General features: G+C 69.7%; 14 protein-coding genes. 9 read left to right on the top strand and 5 right to left on the bottom strand.

Annotation, left to right across the window (positions count from 1 at the left end; all coding sequences use genetic code 11):
* Window positions 1–108 precede the first annotated feature (108 nt).
* A complete protein-coding gene (locus ABB33_RS07830) occupies window positions 109–1,146 on the bottom strand; it encodes an AraC family transcriptional regulator (protein ID WP_054666413.1) in 1,038 nt (345 codons plus the stop codon).
* Between the two features lie 121 nt (window positions 1,147–1,267).
* On the opposite strand from ABB33_RS07830, the gene ABB33_RS07825 reads away from it, so the two are divergent.
* The 4 genes from ABB33_RS07825 to ABB33_RS07810 all read left to right on the top strand — a co-directional run bounded on the left by ABB33_RS07825 (window position 1,268) and on the right by ABB33_RS07810 (window position 7,720).
* A complete protein-coding gene (locus ABB33_RS07825; protein WP_054666410.1) occupies window positions 1,268–2,485 on the top strand; it encodes a parallel beta-helix domain-containing protein in 1,218 nt (405 codons plus the stop codon).
* A 10-nt stretch (window positions 2,486–2,495) separates the two neighbouring features.
* Window positions 2,496–3,620 carry an SO2930 family diheme c-type cytochrome gene (locus ABB33_RS07820; protein WP_056931784.1) on the top strand — a complete coding sequence of 375 codons (1,125 nt, stop codon included), beginning with the start codon at window positions 2,496–2,498 and terminating at the stop codon, window positions 3,618–3,620.
* 94 nt (window positions 3,621–3,714) lie between these two features.
* Entirely contained in the window at window positions 3,715–6,186 is a 2,472-nt protein-coding gene (locus tag ABB33_RS07815) for a TonB-dependent receptor (protein WP_152985011.1), read from the top strand.
* A 121-nt stretch (window positions 6,187–6,307) separates the two neighbouring features.
* Window positions 6,308–7,720, top strand: a complete 1,413-nt coding sequence (locus tag ABB33_RS07810; RefSeq protein WP_056931759.1) for a coniferyl aldehyde dehydrogenase — start codon at window positions 6,308–6,310, stop codon at window positions 7,718–7,720.
* 199 nt (window positions 7,721–7,919) lie between these two features.
* Here ABB33_RS07810 and ABB33_RS07805 read toward each other — a convergent pair whose 3' ends face one another.
* Window positions 7,920–8,381: a phasin family protein gene (locus ABB33_RS07805; protein ID WP_054666404.1), complete on the bottom strand. Its 462-nt coding sequence runs from the start codon at window positions 8,379–8,381 to the stop codon at window positions 7,920–7,922.
* 91 nt (window positions 8,382–8,472) lie between these two features.
* Window positions 8,473–8,748, bottom strand: a complete 276-nt coding sequence (locus tag ABB33_RS07800; protein WP_054666401.1) for a polyhydroxyalkanoic acid system family protein — start codon at window positions 8,746–8,748, stop codon at window positions 8,473–8,475.
* Window positions 8,749–8,866: 118 nt separating this feature from the next.
* Between ABB33_RS07800 and ABB33_RS07795 the strand changes: the two genes are divergently transcribed.
* The 4 genes from ABB33_RS07795 to aroA all read left to right on the top strand — a co-directional run bounded on the left by ABB33_RS07795 (window position 8,867) and on the right by aroA (window position 13,566).
* Window positions 8,867–9,670 carry an FHA domain-containing protein gene (locus tag ABB33_RS07795; RefSeq protein ID WP_056931758.1) on the top strand — a complete coding sequence of 268 codons (804 nt, stop codon included), beginning with the start codon at window positions 8,867–8,869 and terminating at the stop codon, window positions 9,668–9,670.
* Between the two features lie 142 nt (window positions 9,671–9,812).
* Window positions 9,813–10,898, top strand: a complete 1,086-nt coding sequence (gene serC, locus ABB33_RS07790) for a 3-phosphoserine/phosphohydroxythreonine transaminase (protein WP_056931757.1) — start codon at window positions 9,813–9,815, stop codon at window positions 10,896–10,898.
* 55 nt (window positions 10,899–10,953) lie between these two features.
* Window positions 10,954–12,102 (top strand): prephenate dehydratase, encoded by a 1,149-nt coding sequence (gene pheA / locus ABB33_RS07785; RefSeq protein ID WP_054666395.1) that lies wholly within the window; start codon window positions 10,954–10,956, stop codon window positions 12,100–12,102.
* Between the two features lie 153 nt (window positions 12,103–12,255).
* A complete protein-coding gene (gene aroA, locus ABB33_RS07780) occupies window positions 12,256–13,566 on the top strand; it encodes a 3-phosphoshikimate 1-carboxyvinyltransferase (protein WP_056931756.1) in 1,311 nt (436 codons plus the stop codon).
* Between the two features lie 69 nt (window positions 13,567–13,635).
* Here the strand turns inward: aroA and ABB33_RS07775 are convergent, their stop codons facing one another.
* Window positions 13,636–14,181: an energy transducer TonB gene (locus ABB33_RS07775; protein ID WP_056931755.1), complete on the bottom strand. Its 546-nt coding sequence runs from the start codon at window positions 14,179–14,181 to the stop codon at window positions 13,636–13,638.
* A gap of 130 nt (window positions 14,182–14,311) precedes the next feature.
* Window positions 14,312–14,962, bottom strand: coding sequence for an energy transducer TonB (locus ABB33_RS07770; RefSeq protein ID WP_056931754.1), 651 nt, complete (start codon window positions 14,960–14,962; stop codon window positions 14,312–14,314).
* 127 nt (window positions 14,963–15,089) lie between these two features.
* On the opposite strand from ABB33_RS07770, the gene serS reads away from it, so the two are divergent.
* Entirely contained in the window at window positions 15,090–16,370 is a 1,281-nt protein-coding gene (gene serS, locus ABB33_RS07765; RefSeq protein WP_056931753.1) for a serine--tRNA ligase, read from the top strand.
* Window positions 16,371–16,390: the final 20 nt, after the last annotated feature.

Here is a 16,390-nt window from a genome sequence, read left to right as displayed (position 1 = left end):
GGTGCCGGGCCATGGGTGCAGGACCGACGCCGCGCAGTGATGCGCGGCGTTGTCCGTTCTGCGCCCGGCATCCGTCATGGTGCGCCGCATGCGCCTCCCGGCGCGCGTTCAATCGCCGGAGCGTCGTGCCTGGCTCGGCGCGCGTCCGGTCCAGCGCTTGAAGGCGCGGCGGAACTCGCGGGCGTCGTTGAAGCCGAGCCGGCCGCCGATGGCGACGATGGACAGGCTCGGGTCGCGCAGCAGTTCCATCGCCCGCTTGGTGCGCACGCGGTCGTGGATCGCGCTGAACGAGGTGCCTTCCTCGGCCAGTTGCCTGCGCAGGGTGCGTTCGCTCAGGTGCAGCGCCGCGGCCATCTCGGCCATCTGCGGGTTCTCGCGCAGGCGGGTGCGCAGGTGGCTCTCCAGCGCGGCGGTGGTCTCGCCGCATGCCGGGCGGGCGTCCATCTGCATGCGGCACAGGGTCATCACCTGGTTCGACGTCACCGGGTTGTAGCTGGTGAATGGCAGTTCCAGCCAGCGCCGGTCGATCACCAGCGCATGCCGCGGCTGGTCGAAGCGCACCTCGCAGCCGAACACGTCGCGGTAGCGCTGCGCATGGTGCGGCGCCTTGTATCCAAGCTCCAGGCGCTGCGGGCAGAACCCGGGGCCGACCAGTTCGCGCACCAGCTGCAGCACGCTGGAAAACAGTTCCTCGCACAGGAATGGCTGCAGGTCGCGGGCCTCCTCCGGGGCGCTGGCGACCGCCGCCACGCAACCGTCGCCCTGTTCGGCCAGGGTGATGTCCATCAGCGCGCCGCTGTTGCGCTGGTAGGCCAGGCCGACGCGTACCGCCTCGCCGAAGTCGGGCGCGGTCTTCATCGCCAGCCCGAGCAGGCCGAAGTTGCCCAGGTTCTGGCGGCCGCCCAGCACCAGGCCCAGGTCCTCGACCGCCAGCGCGGCCAGCGCACGACGGATCACCGTGCTCGCCTGCCGGTAGGAGATGCGGGTGTCGGGGTTGCTGATTTCCTCGGGCTGCAGGCGGGTTCCGGCGAACCAGGCGTTGCAGTCGGTTCCCCTCTCGGCGGCGAACTGCATCAGCCCGCAGAGGATGTTGGTCGGTCGGTCGGCGGAGGACAGGTCGTCGCCGATTGCGGTGTTCAAACGCATCCGAGGTCCTTCCGATTGTCCGTTTTGCCCCCCTTTGTATGCCGCTTATGCCCTTCGCGCAATGTGCCCGGGCGCACCAGACTGCGGCGCAGACTTGGCGAGCACGTACGGGAGAGAATTCATGCAATGCAGCATTCTTGTCGGCACGATCGGCGCCGTTGCGCTCGTCCTCTCCGGGTGCAATAAGGCGCCCGAGGCTCCGGTTCCGGCGCCCGCTGACGCCGGCTTCGCCAAGGTGCTGCAGGAGAAGCTGCTCGATGCCAGGCCCGGTGACGTGATCGAGGTGCCGGAGGGGACCTTCCGGTTCGACCGCAGCCTCAGCCTGCGCGTGGACAACGTCACCCTGCGCGGCAAGGGCATGGACAAGTCGATCCTCAGCTTCAAGGGCCAGAAGGCCGGCGCCGAGGGCCTGCTGGTGAACGCCAACGGTTTCACCCTGGAGAACCTGGCGATCGAGGACAGCAAGGGCGACGGCTTCAAGATCAGCCAGTGCGAGAACGTCACCGTCCGCGGCGTGCGCGTGGAGTGGACCGGCGGGCCGAAGACCAGCAACGGCGGCTATGGCCTGTACCCGGTGCTGTGCAGGAACGTGCTGATCGAGGACTCGGTGGCCATCGGCGCCTCGGATTCGGGCATCTACGTGGGCCAGTCGCGCGACGTCATCGTCCGCAACAACCGTGCCGAGCGCAACGTGGCCGGCATCGAGATCGAGAACACCATCAACGCCGACGTCCACGACAACCTGGCCACCGGCAACACCGGCGGCATCCTGGTGTTCAACATGCCGGCGCTGACCCAGCAGGGCGATGCGATCCGGGTATTCCGGAACAAGGTGCTGGAGAACAACCACGACAATTTCGGCGCCAAGGGCACCCCGGTGGCCAGCGTGCCGGCCGGCAGCGGCGTGGTGATCAACTCCAACGACAACATCGAGATCTTCGACAACGACATCGGCGGCAACCGCACCGCCAACATCATCGTTTCCAGCGTGTATTCCACCGGCTACAAAGACGACAAGGCCTCCGACGGGTTCGATCCGTACCCGGAACGCATCCACGTGCATGGCAACCGCCTGTCCGGTGGCGGCGATTCGCCCGACCGCATGGACTTCAAGGCCCTGAAGGTGGCGATGTACGGCCTGAGCGGGAGCTTCCCGGACGTTCTGTTCGACGGCTACGTCAATCCGCGGCGCGCCGAAGGCCCGCAGATCTGCCTGCGCGACGTCTCCGGCGTGCTCAATGCCGACGGCCCAGGCGGCTACAAGAACCCGAGCAAGGACGCCACGCGCTACGACTGCACGTTGCCGTCGCTGCCGGCGGTCGACCTGAAGCGCGGTTGAGGTGGGGCGCATGTCGCTGCATCGGATCCTGCTGGGACTGGCCGGACTGCTCGCCCTGGGCGCCTGCACGCGTGCCCCGGCGCCCGTGCACTTCTTTGCCGAGGGCCAGCCCGAACGCCTGTCCGACTGGAACGTGCTGTACGTGGCCGACGGCCGCCTGCGGCTCAATGCGCAGGTACTGCCGTACGACCTGGACAGCGCGCTGTTCACCGACTACGCGCACAAGCTGCGCACCGTGTGGATGCCGGCCGGCATGCCCGCGCGCTACCGGCAGGACGGGGCGATCGATTTCCCGGTCGGCACCATCATCAGCAAGACCTTCTATTACCCGCGTGGCGAAGGCGACACGGTGCTGCGCAGCGACGACACCGGCGCGGACGCGGACGGTGGGCTGACGCTGGGCAAGGTGCGGCTGGTGGAGACGCGGCTGCTGGTGCGTCGTGCCTCGGGCTGGATCGCGCTGCCCTACGTGTGGAACGCCGGGCAGACCGAGGCACGGCTGATGCGCACCGGCGAACTGGTGCCGCTGACCCTGGCCGGCGCGGACGGCAGGCGCCAGCCGCTGGAATACATGGTGCCCGACGAGAACCAGTGCGCCGGCTGCCACGGCACCGACCTCACCTCCCGGCAGATCTTCCCGATCGGCCCCAGGGCACGGCATCTCAACCATGACTTCGCCTATGCCGGCGGCAAGGCCAACCAGCTGCGGCACTGGCAGGAAGTGGGCTACCTGGGCGACCTGCCTGCCGGCGAACTGCCGCGGAACGTAGCCTGGAACGACCGCGCCGCGCCGCTGGAGGCGCGCGCGCGTTCGTACCTGGACATCAACTGCGGGCATTGCCACAGCCCGAGCGGCGCGGCACGCACCTCCGGCATGTGGCTGGATGCCGGCACCCGCGATCCGCTGCGGCTGGGGCGCTGCAAGCTGCCGATCGCCGCGGGGCAGGGGACCGGCAACCGCGCCTGGGACATCGTGCCCGGCGCGCCGGACGATTCGATCCTGACCTACCGCATGCAGAGCGTGGACCCCGGCGTGATGATGCCGGAGCTGGGGCGCGGCCTGGTCCACGAAGAGGGTGTGGAGCTGATACGGCAGTGGATCGCGGCGATGCCCGCGCAGGACTGCGGCGCCTAGCGCCGGAACCACACGTACGACGGGAAGGGTGCGGCCCGGGTATCGCCGCGCGCCGATGCTGGCAAGGGGGACTCACATGGGAAAGGGGAACGCGATGACATACAACCGATTGTCGCGCGGCGTCCGCAGGGCGCTGCTGACCTCGCTGCTGGCCACGCCGGCACTGGCCGTGCAGGCGCAGGTGCAGCATCCGCCGCCAGCACCACCGGAGGCGATCGAGCTGGACCGGATCGTGGTGACCGCGCAGAGCCGCGAGCAGGAGCTCAAGGATGTCCCCATCGCCCTGCAGGTGGTCGGCCAGAGCGTCATCGAACAGACCATGGCCGAGAACCTGGGCGACCTGGACAGTTTCGTCCCGGGCCTGTCGATCAGCGACGACCAGCCCACCCAGGCCAGCTTCAAGCTGCGCGGCCTGAGTACCGGTGACTTCGGCATCGGTACCGACCCGACCGTCGGCGTCTATGTCGATGGCGTCTACGCCGGCCGCGGCGGCGGCACCGTGCTGCCGTTCCTGGACGTCGAGCGCATCGAGGTGCTGAAGGGCCCGCAGGGCACCCTGTTCGGGCGCAACACCGCCGCCGGTGCGGTGTCCATCGTGACCCGGCGGCCCGACGACCAGTTCGGCGGCCGCGCGCGGGTGCGCGTGGGCAACCATGGCAAGCAGTACTTCGACGGCATGCTCAACCTGCCGGCGGGCGAGACCACGGCCTTCCGCTTCAATGCGATGAACAGCCAGACCGACGGCTGGGTCAGGGACACGGCCACCGGCAGGCCGCTCGACGACGGCCGCAACTGGGCCACGCGCGCGGCGTTGCGCTGGGACATCGACGACAACACGCAGATGCTGCTGAGCTGGGACCACGAGGACCTTGACCAGCGCTCGCGCCCGGCCATCGGCATCGTCGCGTTGCCGCCGGCGCCGGGGCTGCCGCCGGTACCCGCCGATCCGGCGCACTACCAGGACCCGATCGGCCACGCCGCCCATACCGACGTGGCGGACAACAACGAGACGCGCACGTTCGATGGCGCGACCCTGATCCTCGACCACGCGTTCGAATGGGGCCACCTGGTGTCGACCAGCGCCTGGCGCAGCTTCGATACCTACAACCGCGCCGAGGAAGACGGCACCCACCGCCGCGAGCTGTACCTGGATACCATCAACATCGAGGACAACACCACCTGGTACCAGGAGTTCAAATTCAGCGGCAACACCGGGCGGCTGGACTGGGTTGCCGGTGCCAGCTGGTTCCAGGAAAAGGCGCGCCAATCCAGCGTGGTCGACCTGACCAGCGACAGCATCAATACGGCGGCGGCCGGCCTGTACGGGATGCCGCTGTTCGGCATGCTGCAGGATGCGGCCGACTTCTACGGCCTCCCGGTGCAGCTGTTCGGCCACCCATGGCGCGAGGCGTACGACAACACCGTCGATTCCACCGCCTACGCGCTGTTCGGCGATGTCATCTGGCACGCCACCGACACGCTCAACCTGACTTTCGGCCTGCGCTATACGCGCGACCGCAAGGCGTTCACCTGGTTCAACGACCACCACCGCGCCGATGCCCTGAACCAGGCGCTGCAGGCGCTGGAGCAGTACGGCGTGCTGCCGCAGCCGGTGCCGTGCCAGGCGCTGGGCCTGTGCGCCATGGACACCGACGGCGACGGCCTGATTCCGATCGATGCCGCGTTCCTGGCCGGCTTCGACCTGGCCTTCAGCGACCCGGTCTCGATGGCCAACAAGGGCGTGACCAACCGCGCCAGCCACGCGTGGAGCGACTGGAGCCCGCGCCTGGTGATCGACTACCACCCGTCCGCCGACACCATGCTGTTCGCCTCGGTGGCCAAGGGCTACAAGGCCGGCGGCTACAACGCGTTCTCGCCGGGCGCCAGCTTCGCCAACGAAAGCGTCTGGAACTTCGAGGCCGGCATCAAGCGCGACCTGCGCGACCTGCGCATCCAGTACGAGGCGTCGGTGTTCCACTATGTCTACGACAACCGCCAGGCGATCCGGCTGGACACGACGTCCGACATCCCGCGCTATGTGGTCAGCACCAGCGACCTGGCCGCGCACGGTGTCGATTTCAGCGCGCGCTGGCAGGCCAGCGATCATCTGAGCATCGATGTCGCCGTCGAATGGATCGACTCTACCTACAAGAACTACGTCACCCCGGAAGGGATCGACCTGGGGGGGCAGCCGACCGGCGAGCCGAGCCTGTCCTTCGCCGCCGGGGCCGCCTACACCGTGCCGCTGGGCGCGCATGGCGAGCTGATGTTCTCGGCACGCCATTCCTATGGCGGCAGTGCGCGCTGCAACGCCGGTTCCCTGAGCCAGGGCAACTGCGGGCGCTACGCCGCCTTCACCATCGGCGAGGAACGCAACCGCACCGACCTGTACCTGCGCTGGCGCTCGCCGTCCACGCACTGGAGCGTGGCTGCCTACGCCAACAATGTCTTCGACAACCGCTACGTGAACGGGCTCTACACCTATGGCACCACGGTGGTCGGCACCACCGCTGCCGGGGTCAGCGAGCCGCGGTTCTATGGCATGGAGCTGATGTACCGGTTCTGATCGCCCGGCCAGCGGGGCCCCGGTGCACTGCCGGTACCCCGCTGGCCCGGGCAGTCCCTGCTTCCGGCCCGCCGCAGGCATCGCGTCGCGCGCACCGCGGTGCAGCCACTAGACTCGACCCATGGACACCACCACCATCACCACGCCCATTTCCGAACTGCGCCCGACGCTGGATCGCCTGCGTGCCGCCTGGCAGGCGCACAAGCCGGACCGCGCGCAGCGCAGCGCCGACCTGCTGCGCCTGCGCCAGGCCCTGAAACGGCGGCTCGAGGCGATGGCGCAGGCCATTGCCGCCGATTTCGGCCACCGTTCACTGCACGAATCGCGCATCGCCGACGGCATGGCCGTGCTCAACGAGATCGACCACCTGCGCCGGCACCTGCGCCGCTGGATGAAGCCGCGCCGGGTCGGCGTGGGCTGGCGCTTCCTGCCGGCACGCGCGGAGATCCGCGCCGAGCCGGTCGGCGTGGTCGGCGTCATCTCGCCCTGGAACTACCCGGTCAACCTGGCGCTGATCCCGCTGGCCACGGCCATCGCCGCCGGCAACCACGTCTACCTGAAGCCATCCGAGCACACGCCGCGCACCAGTGCCTTCCTGCGCGAACTGCTGGCCGAGGTGTTTCCGGACGGGCGCGTGGCCCTCGCCGAAGGCGGTGCCGAGGTTGCCGCCGCGTTTGCAGCGCTGCCGTTCGACCACCTGGTATTCACCGGCTCCACCGCGGTCGGGCGCAAGGTGATGGCCGCGGCCGCGCCGAACCTGACCCCGCTGACGCTGGAACTGGGCGGCAAGTCGCCGGCGATCGTCTGCGACGACTATCCGCTGGAACTGGCCGCGGCGCGGCTGGCCACCGGCAAGTGGTTCAACGGCGGGCAGACCTGCATCGCCCCGGACTACGTGCTGGTGGGGGCCGCACGCCGCGACGCGCTGGTGCAGGCACTGCGCACCCAGGTGCGCGCGCGCTACGGCCAGGTGCTGGCCGGCAACGAGGACTACAGCCGCATCATCAACGCCGGCCAGTACGCGCGCCTGCAGGGGTATGTGGACGACGCCCGCGCCCGCGGCCTGGAGGTGATCGAGCTGGGCCAGGCCGATCCGGCGCAGCGGCTGTTCCCGCCGACGCTGGTGCTGGAACCGGGCGACGACGCCACGGTGATGCAGGAGGAGATCTTCGGCCCGGTGTTCCCGATCCGCAGCGTGCGCTCGCTGGACGAGGCCATCGACTACGTCAACGCGCACGACCGGCCGCTGGCGCTGTACCCGTTCAGCCACGACCGCGCGCAGGTGGAGCGGATCCTGCGCGCTACCCTGGCCGGTGGCGTCTGCGTCAATGACACGCTGTTCCATTTCGCCATCAACGACCTGCCGTTCGGCGGCATCGGCCCCAGCGGGATGGGGGCCTACCACGGCCGCGCCGGTTTCGATGCGATGAGCAAGCAGCTGCCGATCCTGTGGCAGGCGCGGCGCAGCGGCGGCGACCTGCTGAAGCCGCCGTACCGGCAGGCGCAGTGGCTGATCGACCTGATCGTGCGCTGAGTCGCTCCGGGTCCGGGCCAGGCGCTCCGCGCGCCCCGGCGCCGGGCCTGCCGCGGCGGTTGGCGGGGGTGGGGCGCGGTTACCTCGGGTGACAGGCACAAAAAACCCGCCATCCGGTGCCGTGAGGGGAGGGAGACAAACGGCGCGGTACTGCTGGCGGGTGAGTGGATTCTTGCTCAGTTGATGTTGCTTTGCAACATCAGGATTCGTCGGGGGCGGGCCTGGCGCTGGCCTGCGCTTCGGCGCGGTTCAGGCGCGCATTGAGCGCGTCCAGGCGCGCATTGAGCGCCTCTATGTCCGAGCGGCTGGGAATGTCCATGCGCCGCAGCACCCGCTGCACCCGGTCCTCGAAGGATTTCTCGACCCGGTCCCAGGTGCCGGCCGCACGGTCGCGGGCGTTGCCCAGGGTGGTCTCGACCGAATCGCGCAGGCTTTCGCCGCGTGGCGATTCCTCGCGGCTGCGGGCCTCCATCGATTCGCCTTCGCGGACCAGCGATTCGAACAACCGGCTGCCCTCGGCCTGGGCCCGCGACAGCGCGCCAAGCCCGGCCAGCCAGACCTGCTGCGCCGATCCGCTCAGCGTGCGGCCGGCGCGCGTAGTGTGCTCGGAACCGCCCGCGCCCGCGGCGCGGCCTGCATTGCCGTGTTCATGGGTACTCATGGGGGACGTTCCTCCGTTGGGTCAGTCATCCCTACCGTAGCGACAGGGATGCCTGCGTCGCGTGATGGAAGTCGGCGCCGTGCGCAGCCGTTCAGCCGAGCTTTTCGGACAGTACCCGCCGGATCTCCGCTTCCACCATGCCCTTCATGGCCGACAGCAGGAAGCCAAGTTCGGCCTTCACCCGCACCGCACCGGGCAACAGCTCGATCACCCCGTCGACCCCGGAACGGGTGAAGTGCAGGTTGGCTCCCTCCCAGCGCGTGCTCACTTCGAAGCGCTCCTGCAGCTTCCGCGCGACCTCGCCGATGGCCTCGCGGGCGCGCTCGTCGGTCAGCGGGTGGGCGTGGTGGATATCGATGGTGGACATGCAGGGCTCCTGGCGGTGGGCGTGGAATGCGGGTGCGGCATTGTGCGTACCGGCGCGGCGCAGTCCAAGTCCCGCGCCTACCTTATGCACGCTCGGCCAACCTGCTAGGCTGCCGCCGGTGCGCACCCTGCAAGTCCATTTCAGCAATCGCCAGCAACCGGATCAGCGCCTAGCGCCGGGGGTGCAGCGCATCGTCCGCGATGCCAGCGGGCAGGTCCGCCTGGGCGACGACAGCGTCGGCCCGCTGCTGCTGGCCCGGTTCTGCACCGACGAGCGCGGGGTCTGGCTGCAGGTGGCCAGCGGCAGCCGCGGCATCCACGTCAACGGCCGCCCGGTGCGGCGCATGGCGCTGCTGCGCGCCGGCGACTCGGTCTACGCCGATGGCGTGGAGATGCTGTTGCGTGGCGAGTCCGAACCGGTCGCGCAGCCGCCGGCGGCGAGCGGCGAGCACAGCGACGACCTGCGCGTGCTGCTGCGCGGCGTCGGCGGCCAACACCACGGCCGCTGCTACCCGCTCGACCGGCCCCGCACCATCGGCCGCGAGCGCACGGTGGACGTGGTGATCGACGACCCGGCCTTTCCCGAGCAGCATGCCCGGTTCGAGCGTCATGGCGACCGCGTGCTGCTGCGCGACCTGGGCTCGCCTGACGGGTGCCGGGTCAACGGCATCGTGGTCCGGCACTGCTGGCTGCAGGGGGGCGACCAGGTGGTCTTCGAGGGCAACCAGCGCTTCGTTCTGGAAGTCCCGCTGGACGCCCGCGCGGCCATGTTCGCCGCGGTGGCCGACGCGCCCGGCATGGCGCCCGACGCGCGCGCGGAAGACGATACGCCGCCGCGTGCGCGGCGCTGGCCCTGGCTGCTGCTCAGCGCGCTGCTGCTGGGCGGCGCGATCAGCGCGCTGCTGCTGTTCGGCGCCCGCTGAAGCCGGGCACCGTTTCCGTGCGCGGCCGCCTGGCCGGCGGCTATCGAACCCCGGGAAAATTGGCTGCAGATGCAACCTTTTCCGCGCCCCCAAAGCCTGTTGCGCTGCGGCATACTTGGGGTTCCCCTCGGACAGGTGTGACATGACGCGCGCGTTCAATTTCAGTGCCGGCCCAGCGACCCTGCCGGAATCGGTCCTGCGCCAGGCGCAGGCGGAAATGTTGGAATGGAACGGCGTAGGCGCGTCCATCGTCGAGATCAGCCACCGCAGCGCCGAGTTCATGCAGGTGGCGGCGCAGGCCGAAGCCGACCTGCGCACCCTGGTCGGCATCCCCGACGACTACGCGGTGCTGTTCCTGAGCGGCGGCGCGACCACCCAGCAGGCGCTGCTGCCGTTGAACCTGGCCGCGCCCGGACAGCGCGTGGACTACGTGGTCAGCGGCCACTGGGGCAAGACCGCGGCCCGGCAGGCGCGGCCCTACGTGGACGTGAACATCGCCGCCGACAGCGAGGCCGGTGGTTTCCGTGACATTCCGGCACCCGCGCAGTGGCGGCTGTCGGCCGATGCGGCCTACGTGCACATCACCGCCAACGAGACCATCCATGGCGTCGAGTTCCGCGATGCGCCGGACGTGGGCACGGTGCCGCTGGTGGCAGATTTCAGTTCGTCGATCGCGTCCGAGCCGGTCGATGTCACCCGCTATGGCGTCATCTACGCCGGCGCGCAGAAGAATCTCGGCCCGGTCGGCATCACCGTGGTCATCATCCGCCGCGACCTGCTCGAACGCGCCGGCCAGCCGCGCGCGGACATCTTCGATTACCGCCTGCACGCCGCGCGCGACTCCATGCTCAATACCCCGCCGACGTGGAACTGGTATCTGCTCGGCCTGACCGTGAAGTGGATGCTGGCGCAGGGCGGCACCGCCGAGTTCGCCCGCCGCAACGCCGCCAAGGCAGCGCTGGTCTACGCCGCCATCGACGGTTCGGGCGGGTTCTACCGCAACCAGGTCGCACCGGCGGTGCGTTCGCGCATGAACATCCCGTTCTTCCTGCCCAGCGCCGAGCTGGACGCGCGCTTCGTCGCCGACGCCAAGGCTGCCGGCCTGTTGGCGCTCAAGGGCCACAAGGCGGTCGGCGGCATCCGCGCCTCGCTGTATAACGCCATGCCGCTGCAGGGCGCGCAGGCGCTGGTGTCGTTCATGCACGACTTCCAGCAGCGCAACGGTTGAAACACATGCCGCCGCCTGCGGGCAGCGGAAAGCAGACGTCATCGAGGAAGGCAACGTGGCCGCAAAGCCGAAGAAGTCCACCGTAGACAAGCCGCCGGCCAGGGCCGCCGACGCGGCGGCCGCTCCGCCGGCGCTGGCCGACGTGCGCGCCAAGATCGACCAGATCGACCGCAGCATCCAGTCGCTGATCGCCGAGCGCGCGCGCTTCGCCCACCAGGTCGGCAAGGCCAAGGGCAAGCTCGCCGCCGCCGTCGATTACTACCGCCCCGAGCGCGAGGCGCAGGTGCTGCGCATGGTGGTCGACCGCAACGAAGGACCGCTGTCGGACGAACTGCTGGTGCACGTGTTCCGCGAGATCATGTCGGCCTGCCTGGCGCAGCAGGAACCGCTGAAGATCGGCTACCTCGGCCCCGAAGGCACCTTCAGCCAGCAGGCCGTGCTCAAGCATTTCGGACGCTCGGCACTGGGCCTGCCGCTGGCCAGCATCGAGGAAGTGTTCCAGGAAGTGGAAGCGGGCAACGCCGACTTCGGCGTGGTGCCGGTGGAGAACTCGGGGCAGGGCACGATCCAGATCACCCTGGACATGTTCCTGACCTCCTCGCTCAAGATCTGCGGCGAAGTGGAGCTGCGCGTGCAGCAGTTCCTGATGTCGCGCAACGGCCGGCTGGAGGACATCGAGCGGGTCTACGCGCACCCGCAGTCGTTCATGCAGACCTCGGCATGGCTGCGCGCCAACCTGCCCAAGGCCGAGAAGGTGCCGGTGTCGAGCAACGCCGAAGGCGCGCGCCGGGCGCGCAACGCCGACGACGCGGCGGCCATCGGCGGCGAGAGCGCCGGCCACGTGTACGGGCTTAAGAAAGTGGTGACCAAGCCGATCCAGAACGACGCGGACAACACCACGCGCTTCCTGGTGATCGGCCGCCAGTTCTTTCCCTCCTCGGGCCACGACCGCACCTCGGTGCTGGTGTTCATCCACGACAAGCCCGGCGCCCTGTTCGACGTGCTCAGCCCGTTCGCGCGGCACGGCATCAGCATGAACCGCATCGAGTCGCGCCCTTCGCACCAGGCCAAGTGGGAGTACGCGTTCTTCATCGACCTGGCCGGGCATATCGAGGACGCCTCGATGCAGGCGGCGCTGGCCGAGCTCGAGGCCCATTCGGCACAGATCAAGGTGCTCGGTTCCTACCCGGTCGCCGTGCCCTGATCTGAAGCCGCTTTCTTCCCGGCGTGCGGCGGCGGTCGGCGAACCTCTTCCGGTCCGCCACCGCGCACACGGCATCGCGCCGGCGCATGGCGCGGCGGACGGGCACGGGCCTGATCCGCCCTGCATGGCAATCGAACAACCAGAGAGACCCGCATGACCTCCCAGCCCCACTGGATCGCAAGCAAAGGCCAGCCCCTGCAGGGCGCGCTCGACATCCCCGGCGACAAGTCGGTTTCGCACCGGGCGGTGATGTTCGCCGCGCTGGCGGACGGCGTGTCGCGCATCGACGGCTTCCTCGAGGGCGAGGACACCCGCGCCACCGCCGCGATCTTCGCCCGCATGGGCGTGCGTTTCGAAACCCCGTCGCCGTCCACGCGCATCGTCCACGGTGTCGGTGTCGATGGCCTGAAGGCACCCGACGGCGAACTGGACTGCGGCAATGCCGGTACCGGCATGCGCCTGCTGGCCGGGTTGCTGGCCGCGCAGCCGTTCGACAGCGTGCTGGTCGGCGACGCGTCGCTGTCGCGGCGGCCGATGCGTCGCGTCACCGGCCCGCTGGCGCAGATGGGGGCCCGCATCGACACCCGCGACGACGGCACGCCGCCGCTGCGCATCGATGGCGGCCAGCCGCTGCACGGCATCGACTATGCGTTGCCGGTGGCCAGCGCGCAGGTGAAGTCGGCGGTGCTGCTGGCCGGCCTGTACGCCCGTGGCGAGACCTCGGTGGTCGAACCGCATCCGACCCGCGACTACACCGAGCGCATGCTGCGCGCCTTCGGCGTGGAGATCGAGTTCGAACCCGGCAGGGCACGCCTGCGCGGTGGCCAGCGGCTGCGCGCCACCGATATCGCGGTGCCGGCGGATTTCTCCTCGGCCGCGTTCTTCATCGTTGCCGCCAGTGTCATTCCCGGTTCGCGGGTGCGGCTGCGCTCGGTGGGCCTGAATCCGCGCCGCACCGGCCTGCTGGCGGCGTTGCGGCTGATGGGCGCGGACATCGTGGAGGAGAACCCCGCCGAACACGGGGGCGAGCCGGTGGCCGACCTGGTCGTGCGCCACGCACCGCTCAGGGGAGCCCGGATTCCCGAGGAACTGGTGCCGGACATGATCGACGAGTTCCCCGCGCTGTTCATCGCCGCGGCCGCGGCCGACGGCCCGACCGTGGTGCGTGGTGCGGCCGAGCTGCGGGTGAAGGAATCGGACCGCCTGGCGGCGATGGCCACCGGCCTGCGCACGCTGGGCCTGCGCATCGACGAGACCGACGACGGCGCCACCATCCACCCCGGCGCGCTGGGCGGCGGCACCATCGAGAGCCATGGCGACCATCGCATCGCCATGGCTTTCTCCATCGCCGGCCAGCTGAGCAGCGGGCAGGTGCGGATCAACGATGTCGCCAACGTCGCCACCTCGTTCCCGGGCTACGACCGGCTGGCGCGCGGGGCCGGCTTCGCGTTGACGGCCGGCTGAGCACGGAAGATTGCATGACGGGCCGGCCGTGGCATGCGGCCGGCCCGTCGTCGTTGCAGCGGCCTGCGGTCAGCGGCCGGTGCGGAAATCCACCGGCACCCGGACCACGGTCGCCACCGCGCGGCCGTCGCGCAGTGCCGGCTCGAAGCGCCAGTCACGCAGGGTGTCCAACACGGCGCGATCAAGGTCGCGGCTGCGCTGGCCGTCATGCGACACGATGCTGGCGTCGGTGACCTTGCCCTGCGCGTCGACTTGCAGGCTGGCCACGACGCTGCCCTCGATCCCGGCGCGGAGCGCGGCCGGCGGATAGGCCGGGGCGGGGTTGCCCGCCAGCGGCCGCGCCTGGCGGTCGCGCACCACGGCCGGCTTGCGCTGGAGCGGGGCGGGCGCCGTTTGCGGTGTTGCCACCTGCGTCGCGGGCGAAACCGCGGTGGGCGTGGCCGGGGCGCTGGCCGGCAGCGCCGGTGCCGGCGCGTCATGGCGCCGGATCAGGGTGAACACGCCGAGCAGGATCGCCAGCAGCAGTCCCATCCACAACACGGGCGAGACGGCATGGTTGCGCGATTGTCCGCTCTGTGCGGCGGCATCCAGTTCATGGGCATGGGTGGCACTCATCGTCGGCTCCTTATGCGTCCAGTGACGCCTGGAGTCTGGCCCGATGCGCATGGCGCAGGTGTAAGCAGGACGTCAATGCAGCGCCGCCGGGTCCGCCGCAGTTCAGCGTGCGGCGTATGTACGGTTCAGCTTACTGTGCGGGCTGGAAGTCGATCGGGATTTCCAGGCTGCCGGCCATCGGCTGGCCGTTGCTCTGCGCCGGCTGGAAGCGCCAGCCGCGCACGGCTTCCAGTGCCGCGCGGTCGAGGTCGCGCGAGCCGCTGCGCTGGATGATGCGGGCGTCCAGCGGTATGCCGCTGGCGTCGACGTCGACGCGCACCACGACGGTGCCGCTTTCGCCGCGCCGCAGTGCGGCCGGTGGATAGGACGGTGGCGGGCTCTGGCCCGGCAACGGTACCGGCCGGTCGCTCGGCGCGGCGGCGGCTGGCGGCGCGGCTGGATTGGCCGGGGCCGCGGCCACCGGTGCTTCGGGCAACGGCTGCGGCGCTGCGGGTGCGGTCTCCAGCACCTGCGGCGCTTCGTCGGCAACCGCTTCCGGGCGTGCATCGGGCATGTCGCTGGCGCCGGTTGCGGCCGGCAACGGCTCGGGCAGCGGCATGGCCTGGCTTGCCTGGACCTGCGGCTGTGCCGGGTCGGCCCGGTAGAAATCGTTGTGCCTGCGTGCGTTCAACCACACCACCACGAACAGCAGCAGCCCGCCACAGAAGGCGATGCCGGCGATCTTCAGGGCGTTGCGGGGCAACTGGAAGGTGATGGTCTGGTCGGAACGGGAGGCGGGCATGGGCGGCGCGGGCAGGGGCGTGGCCGGAAGGAACGCCCGGATTCTGGCACAGGAACATGCTGGCGCGCGGCAGAGTGGCGCGGTTCGGGCGATAATCGCGTTCCGTATCCGTTTACAGTGCCGCCCCATGCTCGATCCCGCCCTTCTCCGACAGCAGCCCGCCGAACTGGCGCAACGCCTGCGCGACACGCGCGGCTTCGAACTCGACGTGGCCGCGATCGAGTCCCTGGAGGCCGACCGCAAGCGCATCCAGGTGCGCACCCAGGAACTGCAGAACCTGCGCAACAGCCGCTCCAAGGCGATCGGCCAGGCCAAGGCCAGGGGCGAGGACGTGTCGGCGATCATGGCCGAGGTGGCCGCCTTCGCCGATGAGCTGAAGGCATCGGAAGTCCAGCTGGACGAACTGCGCGCGCGGATCGAGGCGATCTCGATGGGCATCCCGAACCTTCCGGCCGATGACGTGCCGGCCGGTGCCGACGAGAAAGACAACGTCGAGCAGTCGCGCTGGGGCACGCCGCGCACGTTCGACTTCGCGGTGCTCGACCACGTCGAACTGGGCGCCCGCAACAAGTGGCTCGACGGCGAGACCGCGGCCAAGCTGTCCGGTTCGCGCTTCACCGTGCTGCGCGGTCCGCTCGCACGCCTGCACCGTGCGCTGGCCCAGTTCATGCTCGACCTGCACAGCGGCGCGCACGAGTACCAGGAAACCAACGTACCGGTGATCGTCAATGCCGACAGCCTGTACGGCACCGGTCAGCTGCCCAAGTTCGAGGAAGACATGTTCATCACCCAGCTGGGTGAGCAGAAGCGTTATCTGATCTCGACGTCGGAGATCTCGCTGACCAACATCGTGCGCGACGAGATCGTCGAGGCCGAGCGCCTGCCGCTGCGCATGACCGCGCACTCGCTGTGTTTCCGTTCCGAGGCCGGCAGCGGTGGCCGCGACGTGCGCGGCATGATCCGCCAGCACCAGTTCGAGAAGGTCGAACTGGTCTCGATCTGCCGCCCGGAAGAAAGCGATGCCGAGCACCAGCGCATGACCCGCTGCGCCGAAACCGTGCTGGAAAAGCTGGGCCTGCCGTACCGCAAGGTGCTGCTGTGCACCGGCGACATGGGCTTCTCGGCGGTGAAGACCTACGACCTGGAAGTCTGGTTGCCGTCGCAGCAGACCTACCGCGAGATTTCCTCGTGCTCCAACTGCGGCGACTTCCAGGCTCGGCGCATGCAGGCGCGCTGGCGCAACCCCGCCACCGGCAAGCCGGAGCTGGTGCACACGCTCAACGGCTCCGGCGTGGCCGTGGGCCGGGCGATGATCGCGGTCATGGAGAACTACCAGAACGCCGACGGCTCGATCACGGTTCCCGAGGCGCTGCGCCCGTACATGGGCGGCCTGGAGCGGATCGGCTGAGCCCGGCCGTCGTCTTCGTC

This window comes from Stenotrophomonas acidaminiphila, from assembly GCF_001431595.1.
GTDB classification, from domain to species: Bacteria; Pseudomonadota; Gammaproteobacteria; order Xanthomonadales; family Xanthomonadaceae; genus Stenotrophomonas; species Stenotrophomonas acidaminiphila.
Note: the sequence above shows the minus strand (reverse complement) of the source record. Positions and strands in the feature narration are given on the sequence as shown.